Genomic DNA, 23,054 nt, shown 5'->3' on the forward strand with positions numbered 1-23,054 from the left:
AAGGATGGTGTCATAGACATGGCGATTCGTATTATCGTTAAAGAACCGGATGAGGTTCTTCATAAAAAGGCAAAGGAAGTTACCAAAATTACGCCGAACGTTCAAAAGCTCCTGGACGATATGGCCGATACCATGTACGATGCGGAAGGCGTTGGATTAGCTGCGCCGCAGGTCGGCATTCTGAAGCGTCTGATCGTGATCGATGCCGGTGACGAGCACGGTTTGATCAAGATGATCAATCCGGAGATCGTGGAGAGCGAAGGCGAGCAATTCGGACCGGAGGGCTGCCTGAGCATTCCGGGATGGAACGGGGATGTCCGCCGTGCGGAGAAAGTGACGGTTAAGGGGCTTGATCGTGAAGGCAAAGAGCTTATCATTACGGGTACCGGGCTGCTTGCGAGAGCGTTTCAGCATGAAATCGATCATCTGAACGGGGTGCTGTTTACGGAAATCGCTGATCGGGTGTATGAGTATGTTCCGGAACAGCCGAGAAAAGAGCTGGAGAATCGATGAATATTGTATTTATGGGCACCCCGGCCTTTGCAGTACCCAGCCTGGAAATGTTGATTGCCGAAGGTTATTCCATAGCTGCCGTCGTTACGCAGCCTGACCGTCCGCAAGGGCGTAAAAAAGTGCTGACCCCAACACCGGTTAAGGAAGCCGCTCTTCGTCACGGCATCCCGGTTCTGCAGCCTCAGCGGCTGCGGAATCCGGAAGCCGTGGCCGAGCTGGCCCGATATAAGCCTGATTTGATCGTCACGGCCGCCTATGGCCAAATCCTGCCGAAATCAGTGCTGGATATGCCGTCACTCGGCTGTCTTAATGTCCACGGCTCGCTGCTCCCCGCTTATCGGGGAGGAGCTCCGATTCAGCGCAGCATCATCAACGGAGAATCCGTAACAGGCATCACCCTGATGTATATGGCTGAGGGGCTCGACACGGGGGACATGATCGCCAAGGCCGAGGTTCCCATTGAAGATGACGATACGGCCGGAACGATGTTCGAGAAGCTGAGCCAAGCCGGTGCGGAGCTGCTCCTGCGGGAGTTGCCGCGGCTCGTGAAGGGCAAGGTGGAGGCCGAGCCCCAGGATGAAACGAAGGCAACGTATGCTCCGAACCTGACCCGGGATGACGAGAAGATCGACTGGACTCGCACTTCCCGCGAAATTTACAATCAAATTCGCGGTCTGGTTCCTTTCTCCGGTGGATTTACGCTGTGGAACGGGGAAGTGTTCAAAGTATGGGCAGCGGCTAAGCCGGACAGCGCTCAGAAGCCATCTGGCGATGCACAGCCTGGAACCGTGCTTGACCTTCATGAGAAGGGGATCGTCGTGAAAACAGGCGACGGCGCGCTGACGCTGCTTACGGTTCAGCCCAGCGGCAAGAAGGCAATGGATGCAGCGCAATTCGTGCGCGGGACGAGCCTGACGGCCGGGACGGTGCTGACGTGAGCGGAAACCGCAGCCCGAAGGGGCGTCAGGACTCCCCGAGAGAGCTGGCGATGAATGTATTAACACAGGTTGAGCAGGAGGGGGCGTACAGCAATCTTCTGCTCAACACCGCCTTGCAGAAGTCCTCGCTTGCGAAGAGCGACGCCGGACTTGCTACAGAGCTGATCTATGGCACGATCTCGCGACTGAACACGCTCGATTATTTTTTGGACAAGTTTGTCAATAAAGGGGTACAGAAACTGCAGCCGTGGGTAAGGGCACTGCTTCGCATCAGTCTGTATCAGGTCGTATATCTGGATCGGATTCCGGATCACGCGGTTGTCAGCGAGGCCGTTAATCTGGCGAAGCGCCGCGGGCATCAAGGAATTTCCGGTATGGTGAACGGGGTGCTTCGGAATATTTTGCGTCAGAAGGAAAGCTTGGCGATCCCTGAGAATATGCCGGCGGCCCAGCGCATTTCTCTGCTGCATTCCCATCCGCAGTGGCTGGTGGAGCGCTGGATATCCCAGTACGGGGTCGAGACGACAGAGGCAATCTGTGCCGCGAACAATGAACCGCCGGCTGTCAGCGTTAGGGTGAACACCACGATGATCAGCCGGGAGGACATGCTGGCATTAATGAGCAGCCACGGCCTTGATGCCACCCCTTCGTCGCTTAGCCCCTATGGGATTGTCGTAAAAGGAGCGGGCAATATGGCCTTGACCGATTGGTATCGGGACGGGATGATCTCGATCCAAGATGAAAGCTCCATGCTGGTCGCCGAGGCTGTCAAGCCAGAGGCGGGAATGCGGGTGCTGGATTGCTGCGCAGCCCCGGGCGGGAAAAGTGCCCACATGGGCGAGCTGATGAAGGATGAAGGCAGCATTGTTGCCAACGACATCCATGCCCATAAAGGCAAGCTGATATCGGATCAGGCCAGCCGTTTGGGACTGGACAGCATTTCGATCGTAACTGGTGACGCGCTGGATTTGGTTGACCGCTTCGAGCCTGCGTCTTTTGACCGAATTTTGCTGGATGCTCCATGCTCGGGCCTTGGCGTAATCCGGCGCAAGCCTGATCTGAAGTGGGGCAAGTCACAGGAGGACATACATGAAATTGCGGCGCTTCAGCTAAGGCTGCTGGAGTCGGTCTCCACCTTGCTTCGTCCCGGAGGACTCTTGGTGTACAGCACGTGTACGATTGAGCCGCTGGAGAATGAAGGCGTTGTATCTGCTTTTCTGGAAGGCCATTCCGAGTTTGACATCCCGAAAGACGGTCTTGGAGCCTTAAGCCGGCTGGAAGAGAAATCGCTTCAGCGTGGAGGCGGGATTCAAATTCTGCCCCAGCACTATCACAGTGACGGCTTTTACATTGCAAGACTCGGCAGACGCCCCTCTTAGGGTGTCCGCCGCCATGACTATAGTCGTATCCCGCCAATGCCGGCGGGTTTTCCTCTTTTACCGTCTCTTTTATTTATGTTAGAATAGGAAGAATGAAAAAAGAGATGCATATGAATGTAATAGGGAGAGTTCGGAAGAATGCTGACTGGACTTCCTCTAAATTAGACAGGTGTGGTGAGAATGAAACCTTTTATATATGATTATTCACTGGAAGAGCTTCAAGCATGGGCTCAAGAGAATGGGGAACCGGCGTTTCGCGGAACCCAGATCTATGACTGGCTGTACGTAAAGCGGGTGAACGACTTTGCGGAAATGACGAATCTGTCCAAGGAGCTTCGGACGAAGCTGGAACAGGAGTTCAGTTTTGTTACCCTGACGGAAATCACCAAGCTGGAGTCAAAGGACGGAACGGTCAAGTTTCTGTTCGGTCTGCATGATGACCATGCGATCGAGACCGTCATCATGAGGCACAATTACGGCAACAGCATCTGCGTTACAACGCAGGTAGGCTGCCGCATCGGATGTACGTTCTGTGCATCCACACTGGGTGGCTTGAAGCGGAATCTGACCTCTGGCGAGATTGTTGCCCAGGTGGTTCAGGCGCAGAAGATTCTCGATAAAACGGGAGAACGTGTCGGCAGCATCGTGATCATGGGCTCAGGCGAACCGTTTGAGAACTATGAAGCGACCATGAAGTTTCTGCGCACGATGATCCATGAAAAAGGCTTGAATATCGGCCAGCGCCACATTACCGTTTCGACGAGTGGCATTGTGCCTAACATCTATAAATTCACGGAAGAGGATACCCAGATTAATCTGGCCATCTCCATCCATGCACCGAACGATAAGCTGCGCTCCAAGTTAATGCCTGTTAACCGCCGGTTCCCGTTTGATGACGTGATTGAGTCGCTTCGTTATTACCAAGCAAAAACCGGACGGCGCATTACGTTTGAATACGCCTTGATCGGCGGCGTAAACGATCAGGTTGAGCATGCCGAAGAGCTTGCGGATGTCATTAAGGATATGAACTGCTTCGTCAATCTGATTCCGGTTAACCATGTACCGGAACGGAAATATGTTCGCACATCGCGTAACGATATTTTCAAATTTCAACGTGCGTTAGCAGACAAGGGGGTCAATGTGACCATCCGTCGTGAACAAGGCCATGATATCGCTGCCGCTTGCGGTCAGCTGCGGGCCAAGCATATGGAGTTGGGGTGAGAAGATTTGATCAAGACGGTTCATGTAAGCCATGTGGGACGCGTTCGTCCTGTTAATGAAGATTCGGTATTTGTTAGCACACTGGAGCATGGCTATACCTTGGGTGTGGTTGCTGACGGTATGGGAGGTCACCTTGCGGGTGACACCGCCAGCAGGCTTGCGGTAGATACTGTAGCCGAGGATTTGTCTTCTTTGGAACAGGACATGTCCATGGAAAGTATTCGGGCTGCGCTTGGTGATGCCATATTGCACGCCAATGCCGTTATCTATCGTGAAGCCTCGGCTGATGAGCGGCTTCACAATATGGGCACGACGATTGTAGCGGTGCTGCTGCGAGGTTCCGAAGGTTATATCGGACATATCGGGGATAGCAGGGCTTACAAAGTCGTTCCCGGACAAGTGATTCGACTCACGGATGACCACACATTGGTCAATGAGCTTTTTAAGAGTGGTCAGATTACGGAAGATCAACTGGAAACCCATCCCCGGAAAAATGTATTAAGCCGGGCACTTGGAACGGATGTGGATGTGACGGTTGAGCTAACACCGGTTACGATCGGAGAAGGCGAAGTGCTGCTGCTCTGCAGTGACGGGCTCAGCAACCGGGTCAGCCGCGAGCTGATCGGTCAGATTTCCGGTTCACTTGACCTTCCTCTGGAAGAAAGAGCGGATCGCCTGCTTCAACTGGCACTTCTTGCTGGCGGTGAGGACAACATCACGGTCGCAATGTTTGAACATCAAGAAGAAGTTGTCGGGCAACGTATAAAGGGGTGGGATTCATGATCGGACATGAATTGGCTGGTCGTTATAAAATTATAGAACGCATCGGTGGCGGTGGCATGGCGCTGGTCTACAAGGCTCAGGATATTTTGCTGAACCGGAATGTAGCGATCAAAGTGCTGCGTCAGCAGTTTGTGCACGACGAGGAATTTATTCGCCGTTTCCGGCGTGAGGCACAATCAGCGGCTTCGTTGTCGCATTCCAACGTGGTCAGCATCTATGATGTGGGCCAAGAGGAAGAAGTGCATTACATCGTCATGGAATATATCGAAGGTCAGAATTTGAATGAAATTATAAAAGAACGGGCACCGCTGCAGGTGGAAGAAGCTGTACGGATTGCTATCCAGATCTGCGATGCACTGGGGCACGCCCATCATAACCAGATCATTCACCGGGATATTAAACCGCATAATATTCTGATTGGCCGCAATGGGAGGGTCAAAGTAACCGACTTTGGCATTGCCAGGGCGGTCACGTCGACAACCATTACGCAAACAGGCTCTGTTGTGGGCTCTGTGCATTATTTTTCGCCGGAGCACGCCAAGGGCGTTGTTACTGGCGAGAAATCGGATTTATACTCACTTGGTATTGTGTTATATCAAATGCTCACGGCCCGTCTTCCATTTTTGGGCGAGAGCCCGATTAGTGTTGCTCTGAAACATCTCCAGGAGGAATTTGATGAGCCTAGAGAAGTGAATCCGCTCATTCCTCAAAGTGTGGAGAACATCATCCTGAAGTCCATGCGCAAAAACCCGGAGGAGCGTTACCAGTCTGCAGAAGAGATGATGGACGATCTCGAGACGTGTTTGATGCCGATGCGACTCAACGAACCGAAGATGGAGTTCGAGGACGATGCCGATTCAACCCTGGTCATGCCGGCGCTCAAAACGATGCAGCGCAGCAGCCAGCATCACCATGACCCGGACGACGACTCGGATGACGAGGAGTTTGAGGAAAAGCCGACCGGTAAACCGAAGAAAAAATGGGTCAAGCCGACCATCATCATCGGTTCGGTGCTCCTGTTCCTCGGCATTATGGTTGGTGTTGTCATGTATGTGAACAACATGCTGGAGGTACCTGAGGTTAAGGTGCCCCCAGTTGTAGGCATGACGGAAGAGGAAGCGATCCGCGAGCTTGAGGCCCAAGGTTTGACGGTGGATGAGGAAGTCATTCGTGAATATAAACCAAATGTCGATGAAGGCATTGTGTTTGCCCAGGATAAGGAACCAGAGACCATGCTCAGGCAGGGGGCACCGGTTCAATTGTCGGTTGGGGATAAGGAGCCGCTTAAGCAAATGCCGGATCTCTCGGGTAAGACGTTTGATCAGGCAGTTGAGATACTGAAAAATATGGGTATTAAGGATAACGCTATTAAGCAGTCCTCTGAAAACAATGATAATGTACCTGTCGGTCAGATCTATGATCAGAGTCCTTCCGCGACCACCGAAATTGATCCTGAACAGGTGGAGGTCCGGGTCACGATCAGTAAAGGTAAGTTAACGGTCAATATGCCGAGCGTGATTGGAATGGATAAAGACAAAGCGGTCGCTACCATCGAATCCTTCGGCCTTAAGGTTGGAGCGATAAAGGAGAAATCCAGCTTTGAAGTGAAGAAGGGCGAAGTAATGGAGCAATGGCCTTATGAGCCTAATGCGCAGGTACCGCCTAACTCCGAAATCACGCTGTTCGTCAGCTCCGGCTATCCTTCGGATGCGCTTGAGTACAATTACAGTGTACCGGTCTCACCAAGCATGGAAGGACAAGAAAGCAAAATTCGGGTCGTTTTCACCGATGCGCTGGGAGAAAACCAGGAGGCTGTGAACAAGGTCATTACAACCTCGGAAATGGTACCTGTTAAGCTGCTGCTGGCTCCCGACAAGCATGCAACGGTCATGATCTTCCGTGACGGTCGCCAAGTGGATACGTACAGCGTAAGTTACAGCGATGTCAAGAATGGCACCGTGCCGCAGCCAACCTTTGAACAACCGCCTGTTGAACCTGATGTGCCGGTGGACACTAATCCGGATGAAGGAACTGGCGAGGAAGGTTCAAATGAGGAAGATGATGCTGCTTACCATTGGGACTCCGGCAACCATGAAAAAGGCAAAGGCCCTGGTAAAGGTAAGGATAAAGATTAAAAACGAGTCGTGAGCACATTAAATTTCAACAAGAAAGGTGAGGCCTATTATATGCTAGAGGGACTGATCGTGAAGGCACTAAGCGGATATTATTATGTCAAACCAATGCAGGATGGCAACATTATATCCGGGGAGGACCCAGCGGTTCAATGCAGAGCCCGCGGCATTTTCAAAAAGAAAGGTATCTCTCCGCTCGTTGGAGATCACGTGATGTATTCATTGACTGAAAATGGGGAAGGGACCGTGGACGAAATTCTTCCACGGTCTTCCCAATTAATTCGCCCGCCTGTCGCGAACGTCGACCTGGCGGTACTGTTGTTTTCGGTCAAAGAACCGAATCTGAGCTTGCATCTGCTGGACAAGTTTCTGGTACATATTGAGCATGAGAGCCTTGAGGCATTGATCTGTCTGACGAAGCAGGATCTTGTGGACGCCTCCGATGGTGTACTGGAGCAGGTGAAGCGCCAGTATGAAGAGATTGGTTATGAAGTGCTGATTACCAGCTCTCTGCAAGGGATTGGGACCGAAGAGGTGAAGAAACGCCTGGCCGGTCGAATCAGTGTCTTCTCCGGTCAATCCGGTGTCGGGAAATCGTCCCTGCTGAATGCGTTGATGCCAGGCCTCTCGCTGGAGACGAGTGAAATCAGCCTGCGTCTTGGCCGCGGTCGACATACGACACGCCATGTGGAGCTGATTGAGCTTGATAACGGAGGGTATGTAGCCGATACACCCGGCTTTAGCCAGCTGGATTTTCTAGAGCTGGGTGTCGAGGAGTTATCGACCTGTTTCAGAGAATTTGCTCCTTATGCTGCGGAATGTAAATTCAGAGGCTGCAGTCATCTGCAGGAGCCGGGCTGCCGTGTGATCCAAGCCAAAGAGGATGGAATCATCCTGGCTAGCCGTTATGAGCATTATGTGGAGTTTTATACAGAGATGAAAGACAAGAAACGGAGGTACTGAATAATGATTAAAATTGCGCCATCCATATTGTCAGCGGATTTTGCGAAGCTGGGACAAGAAATTAAGGAAGCCGAGGCTGGCGGAGCCGACTGGATTCATGTGGACGTCATGGACGGACACTTTGTACCTAATATTACGCTGGGACCGCCGATCGTCCAAGCCATCAGACCCCATACGAGCCTGCTGCTTGACGTACACTTGATGATTGAACAGCCTGAGCTGTATATTGCGGACTTTGTCAAGGCTGGAGCCGATCTGATCACCGTTCATGCCGAGACCTGCCCGCATCTTCATCGAGTCATCCATCTGATCAAAGAGTTTGGCGTGAAGGCCGGCGTCGCGATCAATCCGGCTACGCCAGCCCATGTTCTTCAGGAAGTGCTGCCTGACTTGGATTTGGTGCTGGTGATGACCGTGAACCCGGGGTTTGGCGGACAGGCATTTATCGAGCGGACTGTAAACAAGATCTCACAGCTGCGTGAATGGATTTCAAACTCCGACTACCCGAATATCCATATTGAAGTGGATGGCGGCATTACAGCGGAGACAGCGCCGCTTGTGGTGGAAGCGGGAGCGGATGTCCTGGTTGCGGGCAGCGCCGTATTCGGCAAGCCGGATCGCGCGGCAGCCATTGCAGTAATCCGTGACAGTGTATCATCTTGACCAGAACGTGAGCAACGGATGCATAGGGCGCGGGGTTCCCGCATAAATATGGTTACATGAGCTGGGTTCTCATGTAGCCTTTTTTGTCTGTGTTCACATCTATGGGCTTGGTGCATAACATAATCTAGGAAGGCATGAGAATGATGGGGAGGGTGAGACATGAAATTCTATACGTTCAAGCTGCCGAAGTTTTTGGGAGGTTTTGTGAAGGCCATCTTAAATACGTTTCACAAGAGCTGACAGCTTGTCCCGGCGTAACAAAACCTCCGCCTGGGACTGACGCCGCCTAGCCGGTTCTGGGGAAAGAGGCAAGAACACTCCGATAGAGCGCGCATGGAGGACATACCGCATCAGTGTGCGGAGGTTTTTCTTGCGGTATAAGAAAGCCATAATGTGCGGGAGTTCTCCTTCGCTTTCTTATATCAAAAGAAGAGTGTCTAGCGACGTACTTATCGAGGACAGACTGCGTTCGACCGGAAGTTTTTCTTGCGATATAAGAAAACGGAAGTTTTGCTCTTTCATTTTTCTTATATCTAAATAAAAAAAGCACCTGCTAACTGCTTAGGGTGCTTTTTGTTTAGAAGGAGCATATGTATCTAAACGCAAGAAAAACTTCCTTGTCCCGGATCGCCCACAAATGGTGCCTGGAGATTAAGAAGTTTTTCTTCATATAACACAAGATGATTATACGCGAGTCACTTTACCGGATTTCAAAGCGCGAGTGCTGACGTATACACGTTTTGGCTTGCCATCCACCAAAATGCGAACCTTTTGAACGTTGACACCCCAAGAACGCTTGTTGTGATTGTTAGCGTGAGAAACATGGTTACCACTGCTTGGTTTCTTGCCAGTTACATAACATTTGCGAGCCATTTATTACACCTCCTTGTTCCTAACCCTGCATGAAACAATACTTAAATATAATATCACAGTAAAAATTGCTCCGTCAACTGTCTTAAAAACATTTATTTCTCTTTGCCATTATAGTACAATGTTGATTAGTCCATAATATTTCCGAAGAAATAGTTCGTGGGCTTGTCGGCATGGCTCTCAAAAGGCTTGGGAACCGCCGGAAAGCGTAGAGGACGAGAGGATAGCCCATCATAGATTTATGATCCATTAATCATGGTAAGTCTTTTATTTACTGCTTGGGCATTTCGTCAGCTATAAGCTATGAAATAGATATGAAATTTACAACAAGAAGTGTTATGGGTATCAAGCCAGGAAGGGGAATTCTCATTGAGTAAGCGTTCTTTGAATGGAACAGAATTTACCGCGATGGTCCTAGCCGGAGCGGAGCAGCTGCAGCAGCATGCAGAACACGTCAATTCCCTGAATGTATTCCCGGTGCCGGACGGCGACACGGGGACCAACATGAATTTGACGATGACTGCAGGTGTGGCAGAACTGAAGAGTAAGTACTCGGAGTCCGTCGGGCATAGTGCCGGTGTGCTGTCCAAGGGGCTTCTGATGGGAGCCAGAGGGAACTCGGGGGTTATTCTGTCCCAGCTGTTCCGTGGTTTCAGCCGATATGCTGCACCTTATACAGAACTAAATTCTCATCAATTCGCCGCAGCACTGCAGACAGGCGTAGAAGCTGCGTATAAAGCTGTCGTGAAGCCTGTTGAAGGTACCATCCTTACCGTAGCTAAAGAAGCGGCCAAGCATGCGGTCTATTTCTCCCGCCGCAACAACGATATCGTGGAATTGATGGAACAGGTGTTGGCCAAAGCCAAAGAAACACTGTCCCAGACGCCGGATATGCTTCCTGTTCTGAAGCAGGTTGGCGTCGTGGACTCGGGTGGCCAGGGCCTGGTTTACATTTATGAAGGTTTCTTGCAGGCGCTAAGAAAAGACGCTCCGTCCGGTTCGTTTACAGTTGCCGAAGGACAAGCTGAACAGAGCAACACGGCACCGGCCTTTCGAGCAGTCCCTGACTTCTCGGCGGTTCAGGCTCCGGCTTCTGCCCAGTCCAGACTGTCCACAGAGGATATTGAATTTTTATATGACATGGAATTCTTTATTAATCGGCAGCTCGGAGAAGGAACGAACGCAGACTTTGATGAAGATAAGTTCCGGAAAGCGCTTGCAGTGAATGGTGATTCCATCATTGTCATCGCCGATGACGAGACCATCAAAGTTCATGTGCATTCCAAGGCTCCGGGCGAAGTGTTGAATTTGGCGCTAATGTATGGAGAGATCACTCAGATTCATATATTGAATATGCGCGAGCAGCACCGTGATTTGCTGACAACGGGAATGGATATCGCACCGATGCCTGAGTTATTTGCGGATATTCCGGCAGAGACCGTGACACCGGAAGCTCCGGCTGTTCCTCCGGCAGACGAGATCGCACCGTACGGTTTCATTGCGGTATCGTCAGGGGAAGGGATATCCGACATATTCAAAAGCTTGGGCGTTGACGTCGTTCTCTCCGGAGGACAGACGATGAACCCGAGCACCGAGGATTTTGTCAATGCGATTACTTCGATCTCGGCGCAGCAGATTTACATCCTGCCGAATAACTCCAACATCGTGCTGGCTGCCCAGCAGGCGAGAGAGCTTCTCGAAGGCGAGCGCAGCGTAACGGTTATTCCGAGCAAGACGATTCCGCAGGGGATCGCGGCAGCATTTGCTTTCGAGGAAGACGAGAATGCGGATACGAATACCGACAATATGCTGAATGCGATCACTCGTGTGCAATCGGGGCAGGTAACCTATGCCGTGCGGGACACAACGATCGATGATCTCGAGATCAAGGCTGGCCAGTTCATCGGTATTCGCAATTCGAACATCGTTGCAGCAAACGCGGATCTGATTACGACCTCCCAGGATTTGCTCGGTAAAATGCTGGAATCCGGGGATGAAATCGTGACTCTGCTTACCGGCGCGGATGCAACCGAGGAATCGACCAACACACTCACGGATTGGCTTGGTGAGCAGTACCCTAACGCAGAGGTTGAGGTACACTACGGCGGACAGCCGATCTATTCTTATCTGTTCTCCGTGGAGTCTTGATATACAACGCTTTGACATTATGCAAGGTACATTTATAGGAGGGGTTCCGGTGAATAAGACCGTTATTGTGACAGACAGCACAGCGGATATTCCGGCAGACCTGGCGAAGCAACACAACATTCATATTGTGCCGCTGAAACTCATGTTCGGGGAAGATTCGTATTTGGACGGAGTCGAAATCACGCCGGGAGAGTTCTACAAAAAGCTGGTTGAGTCGCCACAGCTTCCGACGACCTCTCAGCCTTCACCCGCAGATTTTGCGGCTGCGTATGAGTCCATCTTGGAACAGCACCCAGGCTGCTCCATTGTGTCGATTCACATCTCATCCGGCATGAGCGGGACGTATCAGTCCGCGTTGCTTGCCACCTCTCTCATCGAAGGAGAAGCGGATATAACCGTGTGGGATTCCAAATCGGCCTCCTATGGTTTCGGATTATTCGTGGTCCATGCAGCGAAGCTCGCACAAGAAGGAGCCGCTGTTTCTGATATTATTTCGTCACTCGAAGACCTTCGTTCCAAGCGCCGTCTCTACTTCTTGGTAGACACGCTGGAATATTTGCAGAAGGGCGGACGGATCGGTAAGGCTTCGGCTGTGCTGGGCACGCTGCTTAACATTAAGCCGATCTTGTCCATTGATGGCGAAGGAATCATATTTCCGGTAGACAAGGTCCGCGGTCGCAAGAAAGCGACGGCGAAAATGATTGAACTGTTTCAACAGGATCTAACCGGTGTGAAAAATATTAAAGTGGCTGTGGGTCATACAGCTGACCCTGCTCAGGTTGAGGATTTTTTGCAGCAGCTGTCCGCTGTGTTTACGATTGAGGAAACCGTATATTCCGAGATCGGTCCGGTTGTCGGTACTCACGTTGGACCGGGAACCATTGCAGCATATATATGGCCTGCTTAAGTGAGGTAGATGATATGAGTCTCAAACTCGATCAAATATCCGTCAGACAGATCAACGGCGTGAGCGCCCTGAAAGAGGGGGAGCTTCACGCCTTTGGCGTCTCTACGGTCAAGGATCTTTTGGAGTATTACCCCTTCCGGTATGAGGATTACCGGCTCCGTTCTCTAAGTGAAGTCAAGGACGGGGACAAAATCACCATTCAAGCCAAGATAGCCAGCGTACCGGTACTGCAGCGCTATGGGCGTAAATCCCGTCTCACCTGCAAAATGCTGGCCGAAAACTGGATGTTCACCGCAACCTGGTTTAACCGGCATTTTCTGAAGGACCAGCTTACGGCTGGCCGGGAGATCGTGCTGACGGGCAAGTGGGATCAGCGCAGAATGCAGCTTACGGTGTCCGAATCCGAATTCCCGGATAAGGGAGCCTTCCGCAGCGGGACGCTGCAGCCGGTGTATTCCATCGGCGGTAAGATCACGCAATCGTGGATCCGAAAAACGATGGGACAGGCATTGGAGCAGTACGGGGAGATGATCCCCGAGATTTTGCCACAATCCCTGCTTAGGAAATATGATCTGATGCCCCGTAAAGCGGCAATCATGACGATCCATCAGCCTGTCGACTCCCGGGAAGGTCAGGAAGGGCGGCGCCGGATGGTGTATGAGGAGCTCTTCTTGTTTCAGTTGAAAATGCAGGCGTTCCGGGCGCTGAACCGGAGTCGAATGGACGGTGTTGTACATACGGCTGACAATGCAACGATCCGGGAGTTCGTGCGCAGCTTCCCTTTTGAGCTCACGGATGCGCAGAAGAAGGTGGAGCTGGAGATTTTGCATGATATGCGCTCCCCTTACTGCATGAACCGTTTGCTTCAAGGGGATGTCGGCTCGGGAAAAACGATTGTTGCCGCCGTCGCTCTGTTTACAACAGTGCGCTCAGGCTTTCAAGGGGCCTTGATGGTGCCGACAGAGATTCTCGCCGAACAGCATATGCGTTCGCTGCAGAAGCTGTTTGAGCCCTTTGGCATTACCGTTGGCCTGTTGACAGGCAGTGTCACGGGTAAGAAGCGCAAAGACCTGCTGGCTTCCTTACAGATGGGGTTGACGGACGTTGTCGTGGGCACCCATGCTCTCATTCAGGATGATGTATACTTCCGGGAGCTGGGACTCGTCGTGACGGATGAACAGCACCGTTTTGGCGTGAATCAGCGAAGCGTACTCCGCCGTAAAGGCTATAACCCGGATGTGCTAACGATGACGGCGACGCCGATTCCACGGACGCTGGCCATTACCGCCTTCGGGGATATGGATGTATCCACGCTGTCGGAGCGTCCGAAAGGCCGTATTCCCATTACGACCTATTGGGTCAAACATGAACTCATGGACCGTGTGCTCGGATTTATTTCCCGGGAAGTAAATCAAGGACGTCAGGCATATCTGATTGCTCCTCTGATTGAAGAATCGGACAAGCTGGACGTTCAGAATGCGATTGATCTGCATGTTCAGATGCAGCAGGCCTTTCCTACGTATGCTGTGGGTCTGCTGCACGGCCGTATGACACCTGCCGAGAAGGATGAGGTTATGCGCCAATTCTACAGCAATGAGGTCCAGCTGCTGATTTCCACGACGGTCGTTGAGGTTGGCGTCGATGTGCCGAATGCCACGTTGATGATCATTATGGACGCCGATCGCTTCGGTCTGTCCCAGCTGCACCAGCTTCGGGGCCGTGTAGGCCGTGGGCAGCATGCATCCTACTGTGTTCTTGTGGCCGATCCGAAATCGGAAGTGGGCCAGGAACGGATGCAGGTGATGACCGAAACCGAGGACGGCTTCGAGGTATCCCGGAGGGATTTGGAGCTTCGGGGCCCGGGCGACTTCTTCGGTACGAAGCAGAGCGGACTGCCGGAGTTCCGGCTGGCCGATATGGTCGCCGACTTCAAAGTAGTGGAAGAGGCCAGGGGCGATGCAGCGGCCCTTGTTAGCGACAGTTCCTTCTGGACGTCTCCTGAATATGAGCCATTGCGCGACTTTCTTCAGCAGGAGAAGATCTTCCAAGGCGATATCATGGACTAATAACATGAATCTGTTAGCACAATGGACAGACCTTCGTCATATACTCAAAAAAGGTAGCAGCATTTATGACTGGAGGTGCTTCAACATTGAGTTATCAGCAGTACGGGATTAGTCCGCAGCTGGTAGAACGAATCAAGCAAAAAATGAAAAACCCGGCAGTCAAGGAAAGAATCAAAGGGCTGACTCAGGGTTTAACCAAGGCAGATCTTCAAAATAGCGCAAAAGTGCATCAAATGATCCGGACGGCCAGCGGCATCTTGAATGAAAAGCTGAGCTCCACGCAGGAGCAGCAAATGGTTCAGTTTGTGCTTGCACAGCGCATCGATCCGAACAACACCTTCCATTTGATCAAGCTGTGGGGGATGTTTCGATAACAATTGGATGACATCAAGGAATTACTTTGCATAGAAGAAGCCCCTCTCGGGAGTGTTTTCTCCTTATGAGCAGGGGCTTTTGATTTCGCGTATGCAAAGGATGCAACATTCCTGGCGGACTCCCGTAAAAGGAATCCCTTAGTTTGTGGTCAACGGATTTAGCTGCCTGTAATAGAACGGATGCAATCTTCCGTGTCATTTTTCACGGAATTTACGGTTGTGCTAACCGGAATGGCTTGCATGTCCTCCGCGGGGTAAGGCCTCAGAAGCTCTTTGAGGGATTGCAGGAGGGAGGGGCTACCTTCATGGGTATGGGAAGACGTCTGCCGTTCAAGCCATAACGCTTCGTCTGCGGGTCTCAGAATGACCGGCATCCGGTTATGGATCGACGCCATGAGTTGATTGGGTTCGGTTGTAATGACGGTGCAGGTGCTAAGCTTATCTCCGCTTGGGGTAATCCAGGTATCATACAGACCTGCCATGCTGAATATTTCGCCGTTCTTCAAGCTGATGCGAAAGGGCTGCTTGCCATTGCCGTTTTTTTGCCATTCATAAAAACCGTCTGCAGGAATTAGGCATCTTTTCCGATAAAAGGGCATCCTATAGGCAGGCTTGTCTTCCAGCGTTTCACTACGCGCATTGATCATTTTGGCTCCGGCCGAGGCATCCTTAGCCCAGGATGGGACAAGCCCCCATTGCAGCTGACCGATCCGATTGGTGCTGCCGTCGTTGATAATAGCCGTGACCATCTGCGTAGGCGCGATGTTGTACCGGGGAATATGAAAGGGAGAGACCGATTCGGGATCGATGAGATACCTGGTCATCAGTTCTTCCCAAGTGACCGTGAGTGTAAAGCGTCCGCACATCGTTTCAAGCCTCCTGTCATTTGCTGTCGCTAAGATTTGAATATAGCGTCTAATTAAGACTTTTATCGAGTTCAGAAATAAATTGCTAGTACATTTGTGTTTGAGTATATCAAATATAACGTAACTAACCAAAAGGGCCTAGCGCATAGCCAGGCCAAGCATCATGAATGGAGGATTTTTTGTGTTTGATTTAAAAGCTAACGGGACCTCGGTTAAGACAGAAGTTGTTGCCGGGGCCACGACGTTTTTCACGATGGCGTATGTGACTGTTGTGAATCCGCTGATTCTATCGCAAGCGGGTGTGCCTTTTGAGCAGAGCTTCACGGCTACTATTATTGCCGCTGTGATTGGTACACTGCTGATGGGGCTCGTAGCCCGTTATCCGATCGCTGTAGCACCGGGGATGGGCTTGAATGCCTACTTCACCTATTCCGTCGTTCAGGGACATGCCGGACTTGGGTATATTGAAGCTTTCTCAGCCGTTTTTATAGCCGGTATTCTGTTTCTGGTATTATCGATGACTTCCCTGCGGCGCAGGCTGATTGAGATGATCCCGGCCAATTTGAAACATGCGATCACGGTCGGAATCGGCTTGTTTATTGCTTTTATCGGATTGCGGATGAGCGGCATCATTACAGCGCATCCGGACAATCTGGTAGCGCTCGGTGATCTGCACCAGCCATCGGTTGTGCTCGCCTTGGTAGGACTTGCGGTTACGCTTGTGCTGCTGTCGCGCGATGTGAAGGGTGCCTTGTTTATCGGAATGATTATTACCGGGATTATCGCTTATTTTGCCGATATGCTGTCTTTTACGAACGGGATTATGTCGCTTCCCACGCTGCCGGAAGGCATTCTGGTATGGAACCCGATTACCGCTGCCTCGGATGTGATCAGTCATGGACTCTATGCCGTTGTGTTTTCGTTCCTCCTGGTGACACTGTTTGATACCACAGGTACGGTAGTTGGTGTGGCAGAACAGGCGGGGCTTATGAAGGATAACAAGCTGCCTCGTGCGGATCGCGCCATGTTCTCCGATTCGGTGGCAACTGTGGCCGGATCTATGGTCGGTACAAGCCCGACCACCGCTTATGTTGAATCTGCAGCCGGTGTTGGCGCAGGCGGTCGGACAGGATTAACGGCGGTCGTCGTTGCTGCATTGTTTGTGGTTGCTGCCTTCTTCAGCCCGCTGATCGGCGCGGTTTCCGGATTATCCGCCATCACCGCACCTTCGCTCATCGTAGTGGGTTGCCTGATGCTAAGCAACGTTCAGCACATCCGGTGGAATGATTTTGATGAAGCGTTCCCCGCGTTTCTCGTGATCTTGACCATGCCGCTTACGTCCAGCATCGCGACTGGGATCGCGCTCGGTTTTATCTCATATCCGCTGATGAAAATCGTGAAGGGCAAGTGGAAGGCGGTTCACCCGCTGATGTATATTTTTGCTGTGCTGTTCGTACTGCAGCTTGTCTTTGTCCCGCATTGATTCAGGAGCATTAGAAGCATGACAATCCCCTGCCAAGGTCTAAGCAGACCTGGCAGGGGATTTTTGGCGTGCCGATAAACCCTCGTATGAGCTTGAACATTGTTTGTGACGGATCGAGAAAATGCTGCAACGGCTCCTGGTTGTTAATTCTCGTCCGGTTAAAGGGCCATGCCTTCTTATGGCCGTGCAGATGCACAGAGCTTAGCGAGTTCGGCTCCATACGTCCGCGTACCTCGTGACGAGGCCATGCTCGTCAACCTCCAGATCCGCTTGATAGGCCCCATGGTTACTCTCATAACGGTAGGTGTACTCGCCCGTACGCGTGTATTGTTGGGGAAGCGGGGCGATGGTTAGACTCGGGAACTGAATCCAGACTGCCGTCATGGACGCACTCTCCCCAGGCTCCAGCTTCAAGCGCCGGATCGGCAGCGTGTTGGTGGATGGGGTAATTCCGAGATCAATGTCGTTCATTCCGGCAAATGCCGTGAGCTCGGTATCGCCGCTCCACCAGCAGCCGTCGTCATCCCGCTCCAGGTGAAGGGACCGTTCCTCCGTGCCGCTTGTGAGCTTAATCTTTACCCTCCGGGTCTGCCAGCTGCTGGTGGTTTCAACCTCATAGGAGCAGTGGAGCTGCCGGCCTTCCAGGCTGGCTACGACCGTTCCGGTGAGCGTAAATCCTTCATGATGCTGATAGAGCCGTCCATGCTCGAGGGAAGGAAGATCGTGCCTGTTCCATAGCAGCGATTGCAGAAGCTGACCAGGGCTTGTGGTCTTTTGTCCCAGGGGCTGCATGTCTGCTTCAGCATGGATATGGTCGTTCAAAGTGAGATCACGTCCTTTGTCAAACAAGAGTATGAATAGGTGGTACACCTCTATATTATATAACGAACATATGTTTGTTATAAAGCGATAAATACCGTGTGTGATAACCGAAGATAAATCGGGGACTTCCACACAAGATGCTTATTCCATATATGGACGCAAAATCGTTTGTGAAGTAATATGTAAAGATCATATACTAATCCGGCAGTATTTTTCATCAAGAGTAGGGGTGCAGCGGTCATAAACATACCTAAACAACGCATCAAAATAAGTCTAGCCATGCTCATGCCTGCGCTGGTTTCCTTATCCATTCTCATGACGATGTCTATTATGATCTACATTCAGTATAAAAATGAGAAACGATCCCTATACAACAATACCATGTCGCTTAATTTATCCTCCGCACAAAAAATGGCGGTTACCATTGAAGCGCTTTTCTCAGGGATGCGCCAAAGTCTTCGCGCCTCTGCCAACAACCCGGCAATTGAGGCTAGTGCGACATCCGATGAGAGGGAGTTGCAGGTCATTTTTGATCTTATGCTTCAGAGCAGCCCTTACTTCAACTCCGTATTTTGGGCCGATCAAACGGGTACCATTCGCGTGGTTTCTCCTGTGGGAAACAATTTGAATCAGGCCCGATTAAAAACAGTGGGGACCACGGAGGCGCTAAAGGAGAGAAAGTCCTACATATCGGCACCGTATAGAAGCCCTACCGGCCGCTGGATTGTTCTTGCGAGTGAACCAATTTTTGACAGATCCGGCAAGTATCACGGGATGATTGCCGGCACGATCTACCTGGAAGAAAACAATATATTGCATCAGATTTTCGGAAGCGGCGCGGGGAATATCGAAGACTCATACTCGTATATCGTTGATTCCGGCGGGAAGCTGCTCTATCATCTGGATAAAAGCCGGGTAGGGGAGGACGTAAGCTCTAATGTCGTGGTGCAGCGGCTTATGAGCGGCGAGAGCGGTATGAAACGTGTCATGAATACGCAAGGTGAAGATTACTTAACAGGGTACGCCAGTGTCTCGATGAATGGCTGGGGGATTGTCATGCAGACATCGGTTAGTTCCATTCTGGCCGATGTCAATCGCAACTTGCAGGACCAGCTGAGAAATATGCTTTTTCCGATCGTGATCATGCTCGTCATTGCCGCATATATGGCTGCAAGAATTGCCGCTCCATTTACCCAGCTGTATAAATTAACAAAAGCGGTAGCAGCTGGCCAAACGGTGTCTCCCGAGGAATTCCAGCCGCATTGGAATCGGGAAGCTGATCAATTGAACCAGATTATGGGGGCAGCTGCCGAAACGCTTGCCAAACAGGCCTATTCGTTACAGCAGGAAGCCAGCACGGATCCATTGACAGGGCTGACCAATCGCAGAGAACTGGAACGCTGCCTTGACTCGTGGGATATGCTTGGGGATCCGTATGCTGTTTTAATGCTGGACATCGACCATTTTAAGAACGTTAACGATACATATGGCCACCAAACCGGCGACCAAGTCCTGAAACTGGTAGCAGTGGTCATGAGCGATTGTGTTCCTGAGGGTGCAGTCTGCTCCCGTTTTGGCGGGGAGGAGTTTGTCATTCTTCTTCGCAAGCATCGTATGGATGAAGCCTACCAAATGGCTGAGCGGATACGCAACGCGATTCTGATGTCCAAAACCCCGTATTCCCTAACACTTACCGTATCGATCGGCGTATCCTTATATCCTGAACATGGCAAAAGCCGCGAAGGTGTATTCCTGGCAGCGGATATGGCGTTATACCAGGCGAAGGCCGAAGGCCGTAACCGGACGATTGCGGCAGAGATATCGGCGTAATAGTATAAGGCATTGGTATGGCAAAGTTCCCTGTTGGATGAAGCTGCCGATGAGATGACTCCTGAATTCATCCAGGGGTATCATGTGAATAAGGGTTGAGGGAAGACCAGCCGACCAATGGGCCGCATCATTGATGCTTGACGTGTCAATGATGGCTTGCTACAATCAACACATCAAAATAATTTGATGGAAAGTTGTGGTGACAACATGAGGGTCTCTATTATACAAGATGACGTATTAAGCCTGTATGAACAGAAATTTAAAGCGTTATCCGATAAGAATCGCTTAAGAATCATCTATGAATTGAACCATCGAGGGAAAGTGTGTGTATGTGACCTCACCGCCTTGCTGGATCTTCCTCAATCGAAACTGTCTTATCATCTAAAAATGTTGCTGGATGCAAATATTATATTGATGGAACGAATCGGAAAATGGAACTATTATGAGCTTAACGATGAAGAGGTTAAGGGACTGTTATCCGAGAAGCTGTGCTGCGTTTTTTATCCGAATTCAAAAACATAATTTTTTAACTAATGCATCAAGAAAAGTTGATGATTATAAATGTTTCTATTAGAGGGCTTATGTATGAAAAACATTGAATTTAAAGTGGCTTCAACTTCCTGCTGTACACCCCAAGTGCCGACAATTGCTGAGGATAAAGTGAAGGAAGAGTATGATCGGTATAACGGCACCCATCCAGTCACGATTATCGGTGGTGGACCCATTGGCTTGGCAGCAGCAGCTCATTTGGCCGAAAGAGGGCAACAATTCATTCTATTTGAAGCGCGTTCGTGATCAAATCGGCGAGCGCATTCAACGATTCGCTGAAACCGGCGAATAATACGATAACATTATGCCGGGGTCCGAACCATAAAAGAATCTTTAAGAAGATATCGAAAACCTGCATCCCAATATACCAAGAACGCCCTTAACCGGGGCGTTCTTTTTTTGTCAACAACGTGAAGCGGATGGTCGGAAACTGAGCTCTAATGGAGGGTCACGGATCATGTGTAATTCTTTATCCTGTGCAATGGGATAGGTCTTGAACCTTGAACCTGTTCCAACATTAAATTCAGACACAAGAGGTGGATGATATTGTTCGTAGTATCCTTAAAGCACCGTTTGCTGGTATGGTCCTCATTTATCGGTATGTTCTTAGTATTGCTGGCTGGGGCGCTTGTAACTAAGACCGGTTCCGGCCTTGGGTGTGGCGATGATTGGCCGCTTTGCAACGGGAAATTCATCCCGGCTTATACACTGGAATCCATGATTGAATATTCGCACCGGATGATAACCGGCGTGGTCGGAATTCTGGTGCTTGCCACTTATATCGTGATCCGGAAACATTACCGGGGCCATAGGGAGGCGAGTTATTATGCTGGCGGTACCTTATTGTTCACCGTGATTCAAGCTCTAATGGGGGCCGCGGCTGTCATGTGGCCGCAGCAGCCGGCGGTCATGGCGCTTCATTTTGGAATCTCCTTGTTTGCGGTGGCCAGCAGTATGCTGCTCGTGGTATGGATGCGTGGACTCCATGGAGCACAGGATTATCGTACTAACGTTACGGTTCCGCGATCTATCCGCTTCTTGGGCTGGGGAATCTGGCTGTATAGCTGCGGAGTGGTATACCTCGGTGCCTATATCCGGCATACGGAGTCGGAGGCTGGCTGTATGGGCTGGCCGCTATGCAATGGCCAGGTCATACCGTATCTGGGCGGGGCTTCTGGCATTGTCTTTCTTCATCGGGTCGCCGCTGCGGTTTTACTCATATTGCTGATTCTTCTGCTCTTAGCTGTAAAAAATTATGAGACAAGGGTGCGTTCAACAGGTCTGACAACGCTGGTAATCGGTCTTAATCTCGTAGTGCTAGCACAAATTTTAAGCGGGGCGTGGCTGACGCTTGCCATGAACAATCATCATATTTTTATTTTTGCAAGTCTTGTTCACAATGTGTTAGCGACCTTGCTCTTCAGCATGCTCGCGGTTTTTGGGATTCGTACATGGAAGAGAAGATGAGACCTAAAGACGAAAATTCTGAATTTGTATGTGAAATTTGTTACAGAATCTTGAACTTGGCCTGCATATTTAGTGAACGAACGGCTGGTGACACCAACTGCCTTGTCAACTAAAGTAAGTCAGGACAAGTGAGCAGATTGGAGCTGAATGTAATGAAACGACCCAAAACACTTCGAATCATGGGGTTAGCGGTTCTGCTGACCATCATGCTGCTGGCCATGACCGGATGCAGCGAGAACATCATTATTTTGAATCCGAAAGGACCCATTGCCGAGCAGCAGCGTGATTTAATGATCATCTCGACCTTGCTGTGCAGCATTGTCATCGTTCCGGTGTTGATACTGACAGCTATCATCGTGTGGCGGTATCGGGACAAAAAAGGAAGAAAAGCAGCGTATACCCCGGAGTGGGAGCATAGCACGAAGCTGGAACTGATTTGGTGGGGAATTCCCATCTTGATCATATTGACGCTGGCAATTATCACGGTCAAAGCAACGTATGCACTGGAACCGTCGAAGCCCATTGCCTCCAGTGAGAAAGCGCTGACCGTACAGGTAACCTCCTTGAACTGGAAATGGCTGTTTCAGTATCCCGAACAGGGCATAGCCTCGGTCAATGAATTGAAGATTCCGGAGGATGTGCCTGTCCGCTTCGAAATTACGGCCGATTCGCCAATGAACTCGTTCTGGATTCCGCAGCTTGGCGGCCAGATGTACGCTATGTCGGGGATGGCGATGACACTGTATTTGCAAGCCGATGAGGCTGGGGATTATTGGGGGTCCGGCGCGAACTTTACGGGTACGGATTTTGCAAAAATGTATTTTGACGTGGAAGCGACGTCCAAGGAGGAGTTTGACGCATGGGTGGAGGAAGTGAAGGCAGAGTCGCCCAAGCTGACATTGGAGGGATATAAACAGCTGAGGGAGCCGTCCGCATCCGAGGTTCATACGTATTCCGCTTTTCCGGAAGGGTTGTTCGAGATGACGGTGACAAAATATGCCGCTTCCCACAACCATGGTTTGTCATGGAAAAACACGCAAAACTTCAATTTCAAGGACCAGGTGACTAGGTAAGGAGAGA

21 protein-coding genes and 1 pseudogene are annotated in these 23,054 nt (G+C 50.9%); 19 read left to right on the forward strand and 3 right to left on the reverse strand.

What is annotated here, in order from left to right; genetic code table 11:
- Nucleotides 1-18 precede the first annotated feature (18 nt).
- The 9 genes from def to spoVM all read left to right on the forward strand — a co-directional run bounded on the left by def (nucleotide 19) and on the right by spoVM (nucleotide 8,832).
- Nucleotides 19-513 (forward strand): peptide deformylase, encoded by a 495-nt coding sequence (gene def, locus MKY48_RS10600; RefSeq protein WP_076320731.1) that lies wholly within the window; start codon nucleotides 19-21, stop codon nucleotides 511-513.
- On the forward strand, nucleotides 510-1,451 hold the full coding sequence (fmt, locus tag MKY48_RS10605) for a methionyl-tRNA formyltransferase (RefSeq protein ID WP_339292885.1): 942 nt from the start codon (nucleotides 510-512) through the stop codon (nucleotides 1,449-1,451). The genes def and fmt overlap by 4 nt, the downstream gene beginning before the upstream one ends.
- Before the next feature lie 50 nt (nucleotides 1,452-1,501).
- The gene (rsmB, locus tag MKY48_RS10610; protein WP_339293494.1) at nucleotides 1,502-2,830 is read left to right on the forward strand and encodes a 16S rRNA (cytosine(967)-C(5))-methyltransferase RsmB; all 1,329 of its coding nucleotides are present in this window, start codon (nucleotides 1,502-1,504) and stop codon (nucleotides 2,828-2,830) included.
- A 180-nt stretch (nucleotides 2,831-3,010) separates the two neighbouring features.
- The gene (rlmN, locus tag MKY48_RS10615; protein WP_076320734.1) at nucleotides 3,011-4,051 is read left to right on the forward strand and encodes a 23S rRNA (adenine(2503)-C(2))-methyltransferase RlmN; all 1,041 of its coding nucleotides are present in this window, start codon (nucleotides 3,011-3,013) and stop codon (nucleotides 4,049-4,051) included.
- Between the two features lie 6 nt (nucleotides 4,052-4,057).
- A complete protein-coding gene (locus tag MKY48_RS10620) occupies nucleotides 4,058-4,834 on the forward strand; it encodes a Stp1/IreP family PP2C-type Ser/Thr phosphatase (protein ID WP_076320735.1) in 777 nt (258 codons plus the stop codon).
- Nucleotides 4,831-6,969, forward strand: a complete 2,139-nt coding sequence (pknB, locus tag MKY48_RS10625) for a Stk1 family PASTA domain-containing Ser/Thr kinase (protein ID WP_339292886.1) — start codon at nucleotides 4,831-4,833, stop codon at nucleotides 6,967-6,969. The genes MKY48_RS10620 and pknB overlap by 4 nt, the downstream gene beginning before the upstream one ends.
- A 51-nt stretch (nucleotides 6,970-7,020) precedes the next feature.
- The gene (gene rsgA, locus MKY48_RS10630; RefSeq protein ID WP_076320737.1) at nucleotides 7,021-7,929 is read left to right on the forward strand and encodes a ribosome small subunit-dependent GTPase A; all 909 of its coding nucleotides are present in this window, start codon (nucleotides 7,021-7,023) and stop codon (nucleotides 7,927-7,929) included.
- A 3-nt stretch (nucleotides 7,930-7,932) separates the two neighbouring features.
- Nucleotides 7,933-8,592, forward strand: a complete 660-nt coding sequence (rpe, locus tag MKY48_RS10635) for a ribulose-phosphate 3-epimerase (protein WP_339292887.1) — start codon at nucleotides 7,933-7,935, stop codon at nucleotides 8,590-8,592.
- 159 nt (nucleotides 8,593-8,751) lie between these two features.
- Complete coding sequence (gene spoVM, locus MKY48_RS10640; RefSeq protein WP_034273235.1) at nucleotides 8,752-8,832, forward strand: stage V sporulation protein SpoVM; 81 nt, start codon at nucleotides 8,752-8,754, stop codon at nucleotides 8,830-8,832.
- A 444-nt stretch (nucleotides 8,833-9,276) separates the two neighbouring features.
- Here spoVM and rpmB read toward each other — a convergent pair whose 3' ends face one another.
- Nucleotides 9,277-9,465: a 50S ribosomal protein L28 gene (gene rpmB / locus MKY48_RS10645; protein WP_006209230.1), complete on the reverse strand. Its 189-nt coding sequence runs from the start codon at nucleotides 9,463-9,465 to the stop codon at nucleotides 9,277-9,279.
- 366 nt (nucleotides 9,466-9,831) lie between these two features.
- Here rpmB and MKY48_RS10650 point away from each other — a divergent pair, with 366 nt between their 5' ends.
- From MKY48_RS10650 to MKY48_RS10665, 4 genes are all read left to right on the forward strand, one after another.
- Nucleotides 9,832-11,610 carry a DAK2 domain-containing protein gene (locus MKY48_RS10650; RefSeq protein ID WP_339292888.1) on the forward strand — a complete coding sequence of 593 codons (1,779 nt, stop codon included), beginning with the start codon at nucleotides 9,832-9,834 and terminating at the stop codon, nucleotides 11,608-11,610.
- 49 nt (nucleotides 11,611-11,659) lie between these two features.
- Entirely contained in the window at nucleotides 11,660-12,517 is an 858-nt protein-coding gene (locus tag MKY48_RS10655; protein ID WP_339292889.1) for a DegV family protein, read from the forward strand.
- A gap of 14 nt (nucleotides 12,518-12,531) precedes the next feature.
- Nucleotides 12,532-14,583, forward strand: coding sequence for an ATP-dependent DNA helicase RecG (gene recG / locus MKY48_RS10660; protein ID WP_076320740.1), 2,052 nt, complete (start codon nucleotides 12,532-12,534; stop codon nucleotides 14,581-14,583).
- 86 nt (nucleotides 14,584-14,669) lie between these two features.
- A complete protein-coding gene (locus MKY48_RS10665) occupies nucleotides 14,670-14,957 on the forward strand; it encodes a stage VI sporulation protein F (protein WP_215164004.1) in 288 nt (95 codons plus the stop codon).
- Nucleotides 14,958-15,115: 158 nt separating this feature from the next.
- On the opposite strand, the gene MKY48_RS10670 is transcribed toward MKY48_RS10665, so the two are convergent.
- Nucleotides 15,116-15,823 carry an SOS response-associated peptidase gene (locus MKY48_RS10670; protein WP_339292890.1) on the reverse strand — a complete coding sequence of 236 codons (708 nt, stop codon included), beginning with the start codon at nucleotides 15,821-15,823 and terminating at the stop codon, nucleotides 15,116-15,118.
- 181 nt (nucleotides 15,824-16,004) lie between these two features.
- On the opposite strand from MKY48_RS10670, the gene MKY48_RS10675 reads away from it, so the two are divergent.
- Nucleotides 16,005-17,306 carry an NCS2 family permease gene (locus MKY48_RS10675; RefSeq protein WP_076320743.1) on the forward strand — a complete coding sequence of 434 codons (1,302 nt, stop codon included), beginning with the start codon at nucleotides 16,005-16,007 and terminating at the stop codon, nucleotides 17,304-17,306.
- A 201-nt stretch (nucleotides 17,307-17,507) separates the two neighbouring features.
- Here the strand turns inward: MKY48_RS10675 and MKY48_RS10680 are convergent, their stop codons facing one another.
- Complete coding sequence (locus tag MKY48_RS10680) at nucleotides 17,508-18,128, reverse strand: putative glycolipid-binding domain-containing protein (protein WP_339292891.1); 621 nt, start codon at nucleotides 18,126-18,128, stop codon at nucleotides 17,508-17,510.
- A 330-nt stretch (nucleotides 18,129-18,458) separates the two neighbouring features.
- On the opposite strand from MKY48_RS10680, the gene MKY48_RS10685 reads away from it, so the two are divergent.
- The 5 genes and pseudogenes from MKY48_RS10685 to cyoA all read left to right on the forward strand — a co-directional run bounded on the left by MKY48_RS10685 (nucleotide 18,459) and on the right by cyoA (nucleotide 23,047).
- Nucleotides 18,459-19,958, forward strand: a complete 1,500-nt coding sequence (locus tag MKY48_RS10685) for a sensor domain-containing diguanylate cyclase (protein ID WP_339292892.1) — start codon at nucleotides 18,459-18,461, stop codon at nucleotides 19,956-19,958.
- A gap of 207 nt (nucleotides 19,959-20,165) precedes the next feature.
- Nucleotides 20,166-20,480 (forward strand): metalloregulator ArsR/SmtB family transcription factor, encoded by a 315-nt coding sequence (locus MKY48_RS10690; protein ID WP_339292893.1) that lies wholly within the window; start codon nucleotides 20,166-20,168, stop codon nucleotides 20,478-20,480.
- Between the two features lie 63 nt (nucleotides 20,481-20,543).
- Nucleotides 20,544-20,744 (forward strand): annotated as a pseudogene (locus MKY48_RS10695) (NAD(P)-binding protein); the annotation flags it as partial.
- Nucleotides 20,745-21,047: 303 nt separating this feature from the next.
- Nucleotides 21,048-21,974, forward strand: a complete 927-nt coding sequence (locus MKY48_RS10700) for a COX15/CtaA family protein (protein ID WP_339272020.1) — start codon at nucleotides 21,048-21,050, stop codon at nucleotides 21,972-21,974.
- Nucleotides 21,975-22,126: 152 nt separating this feature from the next.
- Nucleotides 22,127-23,047: a ubiquinol oxidase subunit II gene (cyoA, locus tag MKY48_RS10705; protein WP_339272021.1), complete on the forward strand. Its 921-nt coding sequence runs from the start codon at nucleotides 22,127-22,129 to the stop codon at nucleotides 23,045-23,047.
- Nucleotides 23,048-23,054 lie beyond the last annotated feature (7 nt).

Origin of the sequence: Paenibacillus sp. FSL W8-0187 (assembly GCF_037969755.1) — a bacterium.
In the GTDB taxonomy this organism is placed as follows: Bacteria; Bacillota; Bacilli; order Paenibacillales; family Paenibacillaceae; genus Paenibacillus_AQ.

Coding starts and splice junctions, on each gene's coding strand:
- def (WP_076320731.1), top strand. CDS start 19: ATGGCGATTCGTATTATCGTTAAAGAACCGGATGAGGTTCTTCATAAA.
- fmt (WP_339292885.1), top strand. CDS start 510: ATGAATATTGTATTTATGGGCACCCCGGCCTTTGCAGTACCCAGCCTG.
- rsmB (WP_339293494.1), top strand. CDS start 1,502: ATGAATGTATTAACACAGGTTGAGCAGGAGGGGGCGTACAGCAATCTT.
- rlmN (WP_076320734.1), top strand. CDS start 3,011: ATGAAACCTTTTATATATGATTATTCACTGGAAGAGCTTCAAGCATGG.
- pknB (WP_339292886.1), top strand. CDS start 4,831: ATGATCGGACATGAATTGGCTGGTCGTTATAAAATTATAGAACGCATC.
- rsgA (WP_076320737.1), top strand. CDS start 7,021: ATGCTAGAGGGACTGATCGTGAAGGCACTAAGCGGATATTATTATGTC.
- rpe (WP_339292887.1), top strand. CDS start 7,933: ATGATTAAAATTGCGCCATCCATATTGTCAGCGGATTTTGCGAAGCTG.
- spoVM (WP_034273235.1), top strand. CDS start 8,752: ATGAAATTCTATACGTTCAAGCTGCCGAAGTTTTTGGGAGGTTTTGTG.
- rpmB (WP_006209230.1), bottom strand. CDS start 9,465: ATGGCTCGCAAATGTTATGTAACTGGCAAGAAACCAAGCAGTGGTAAC.
- recG (WP_076320740.1), top strand. CDS start 12,532: ATGAGTCTCAAACTCGATCAAATATCCGTCAGACAGATCAACGGCGTG.
- MKY48_RS10670 (WP_339292890.1), bottom strand. CDS start 15,823: ATGTGCGGACGCTTTACACTCACGGTCACTTGGGAAGAACTGATGACC.
- MKY48_RS10685 (WP_339292892.1), top strand. CDS start 18,459: ATGATCTACATTCAGTATAAAAATGAGAAACGATCCCTATACAACAAT.
- MKY48_RS10690 (WP_339292893.1), top strand. CDS start 20,166: ATGAGGGTCTCTATTATACAAGATGACGTATTAAGCCTGTATGAACAG.
- MKY48_RS10700 (WP_339272020.1), top strand. CDS start 21,048: ATGATATTGTTCGTAGTATCCTTAAAGCACCGTTTGCTGGTATGGTCC.
- cyoA (WP_339272021.1), top strand. CDS start 22,127: ATGAAACGACCCAAAACACTTCGAATCATGGGGTTAGCGGTTCTGCTG.